Source organism: Paenibacillus sp. P4_E11, from assembly GCF_056401635.1.
The window spans coordinates 1-3,229 of record NZ_JBFUIX010000272.1 but is presented as its reverse complement, the minus strand read 5'-3'; the positions used below and the strand labels follow the sequence as shown (position 1 = coordinate 3,229).

Here is a 3,229-nt window from a genome sequence, read left to right as displayed (position 1 = left end):
GATATATTGATTAAGGGGTGCTAAAATCAAATGCAGGAAAAAATGAGTTTTCGCGGCGGCAAGCGTGAGGCGGACGACGCTCGGTCTTAAAGGAATACTGCCGATCGTTTCGGTATCACTCGACAGTATTCCTTTAAGACCGAGCGTCGTCCGCCTCACGAGCGGTTCCGTTGTATTGTAATTGAAATTGTAATAGGTCGGGTTGGCCGGAAGGATGCGGTCCAGCATCCCATCAGTGAATGCGAACCATCTTCCAAAATCCCCATTTGAAAATACCAAGTTCGATCTCACAAAAAGGATTCCACTTTGCAATTGCTCCCATCTTTCGGATCGCTCCATGTCTTGGCTTGCTAGTTCAATACGTTCTAATTCATAATCTGCTTGCTCCAGTTGTCCTGTCAGTACGAGAACGAAGGAATAAAGAAGAGACAGCTCTGGAGAAGGCTCAGACTCCGCGGGAATACATTGGAACCAATACAGCAGAGTCGTAAGCTCCCCCTTGTTCAGAGCAGTTGGAATATGCCGTTCCAAGTAAATCTGCATACGAACAAAATCCTCAGCCTGAATGGCATGATGAATGGCTTCATCCATGAAACCGCGAGCAGCAAAACACTCACTAGCCAGCCGATTGGAGCGGTACCAAAGCTCGGGGTTGTTCTTTTTCACCAGCTCCTGCAGGTATTGAGCGAATAAATGATAGTACCGGAACCAAGTGTTCTGATCGTCAAGCGGAACCAAAAACAGATTTAAGCTTTTTAGGCGTTCTAAGAGGTGAACACTGTTCGTTTCTTGAGTGACGGCATTGCATACGATGGAATCCATCCGATCGAGGACAGAGGTTTGGAGGAGGAAGTGATAAATGTCAGCGGGTAGTTTGGACACTACCTCATGGAATAAATAATCGGCGACATTGTGATGGTTTCCCTTGAACTCCTCTATGAATCGGGAATCATGTATTCCAGCACGTAATGACAACGAGACTAACTTCAAAGCGGTTATCCAGCCTTCTGTCCGGAGTGTCAATTGTTCAATCTGATAATCTGATAGCCCTGGACCGGATAACTCGTGGTACAACAACGCTGTTTCAATCGGCGTGAATTGAAGCTGTGTCGCATCTAATTGGTTCCGTTCTTCGCTTGCCATCCATTTGATGGTGGAAAAGGGCAGCTCGTTACGACTGGCAATCAACACATGAACGGTTTGCGGCAAATAATCGATAAAGTAGGAAAGGCTGCAGTGGATTTGCTCGTTTCGTATTCGTTGATAATCGTCTAGGATCAGTACAACCGCTTCTGAAAGGGAGAACAGTTCGTTCAATAGGGCGTCTAGGAAGGTGCYAATGGATACGGTTGGTAAAGCCTCGATGAGCGGTGTGATCCGATTGATCACAGGATCGGGAACGATGGCTGTAAGGGCATGGACCACATACCGCCAAAACCTGATTATGTCGTTATCCATCTCATCAAGAGAGAGCCAAGCCGGAGCTTGTTGTTGGGCATGAGCCCACTGTGCCAGCAGAGTCGTCTTCCCAAAGCCGGCAGGTGCGCACACAAGCGTGAGCCGACCCATCAATCCGGTTGTAATGGCATTAATCAGTCGGTCCCGTGTAACATGGTTTTCTTTAAGAACGGGAAGGGCGATTTTGGCTTTTAATAGGATGGGGGCTGATTGTTGAATCATGGGTCCCTCACAAATCGCGACAGATGCTCGCAAGAATAGAAATACTTTGTTTCATTATACGAAAAAAATGGCAGGAAGTTAACATTTGTCAATCGTAATGAAGATTATGAATTCGTAAAATGGGAGGGACTCTAGAAAAAGTGGTAGATTAACGGAGGTATACGTATGAAGAATCGACTTAATAAAATGATGATAGCATTCATTGTTCTTTTATGGCTTATCCCGATCATACAGATGAAGTTCGCGCATGCCGCGGAGTATGTCGTCGCACCACAGATTGCAACCGGTTATTACCACAGCACGGTCCTTCTTAGTGACGGGACGGTATGGGCCTGGGGGCGGAATGAGAAGGGACAGCTGTCTTATGATACGGGGACGTATTCAACTTCGCCGCTCCTCATAAGAAACCTGGATCACGTCAAGCTAATCGCGACCAGCATCATGAGCAACTATGCCATTAAGGAAGATAGTACGTTGTGGGCATGGGGGTTGAATGAGAACGGTCAGCTAGGTGATGGAACGTTGGAAAATCGGATAGCACCGGTACAGGTAAGGGGGATTAGCGGGGTAACCACCCTATCTACCGGTCTCGGCTATCATGTTCTTGCCTTGAAAAGCGATGGGACCGTATGGGCATGGGGGAGGAACGATAACGGGGAATTAGGCGACGGGACGACGACACAAAGGCAATTGCCTGTACAAGTGGTTGGCTTGACAGACGTAGTAGCCATTGTTAATGCAGGCTATCATAGCCTAGCGCTTAAGTCGGATGGAACGGTATGGGCATGGGGAAGAAATACGTATGGCGAGTCCGGAGGCGGGGTAACAAGCGATCGTACGACTCCGTATCAAGTGAATATAAGCGGTGTGAAGGCGATTGCCGCGGGAGATCATCATAGTATAGCGGTGAAAGAAGACGGAACGGTATGGGCCTGGGGTAGGAATACATACGGAACGCTAGGAGATGGAACCAACACAAACCGCGTAGCGCCTGTTCCAGTTATCGGGATTGACCATGTGAAGACTGTCGTGGGGGGCACTCATTTTAATTACGCCCTAAAGGAAGACGGGACGGTATGGAGCTGGGGCATTAACAATTATGGACAGTTGGGGGATGGGACGACTGCCACTAGGTCAAGTCCCGTTCGGGTAAGCGGCTTAACGGATGTGGTCGCCCTTGGCGCGGGCGGCTACAACGGAATCGCCATGCAATCAGGCGGGGAAGTATGGGCCTGGGGTTATAACGGGTACGGGGAACTAGGCGACAAAACGAGAGAATCTCAGAGTGTTCCGGTTCGTAATGCAGCTGTACTGGATTTGACCCCGCCTACCATCTCAGATCCTGTCATTACAGCCACGGATATCACGGAAACGGGTGTTACGTTGTCTTGGGGGAAGGCGACCGATAATCTTAGCAAGCAGGAAGAGCTAGTATATCAGGTCTATCAAATCAGCAGCAGAACTGCGCTGACTGTCAGTGCTATTGAGGCCGGAGGCGTTCGGATCGGGACCTATGAGGCGTATATGAACTCTAAGCAAGTAACAGGCT

At 48.8% G+C, this 3,229-nt stretch carries 2 protein-coding genes; one reads left to right on the top strand and one right to left on the bottom strand.

Going from position 1 to position 3,229, the window contains the following annotated elements; genetic code table 11:
* The coding region (locus AC1DWB_RS32650) for a winged helix-turn-helix domain-containing protein (protein ID WP_477545263.1) at positions 1–1,680 on the bottom strand (1,680 nt) is incomplete at its 3' end.
* A 165-nt stretch (positions 1,681–1,845) separates the two neighbouring features.
* Between AC1DWB_RS32650 and AC1DWB_RS32645 the strand changes: the two genes are divergently transcribed.
* A partial coding sequence (locus tag AC1DWB_RS32645) for an RCC1 domain-containing protein (RefSeq protein WP_477545262.1) occupies positions 1,846–3,229 on the top strand: 1,384 nt, incomplete at its 3' end.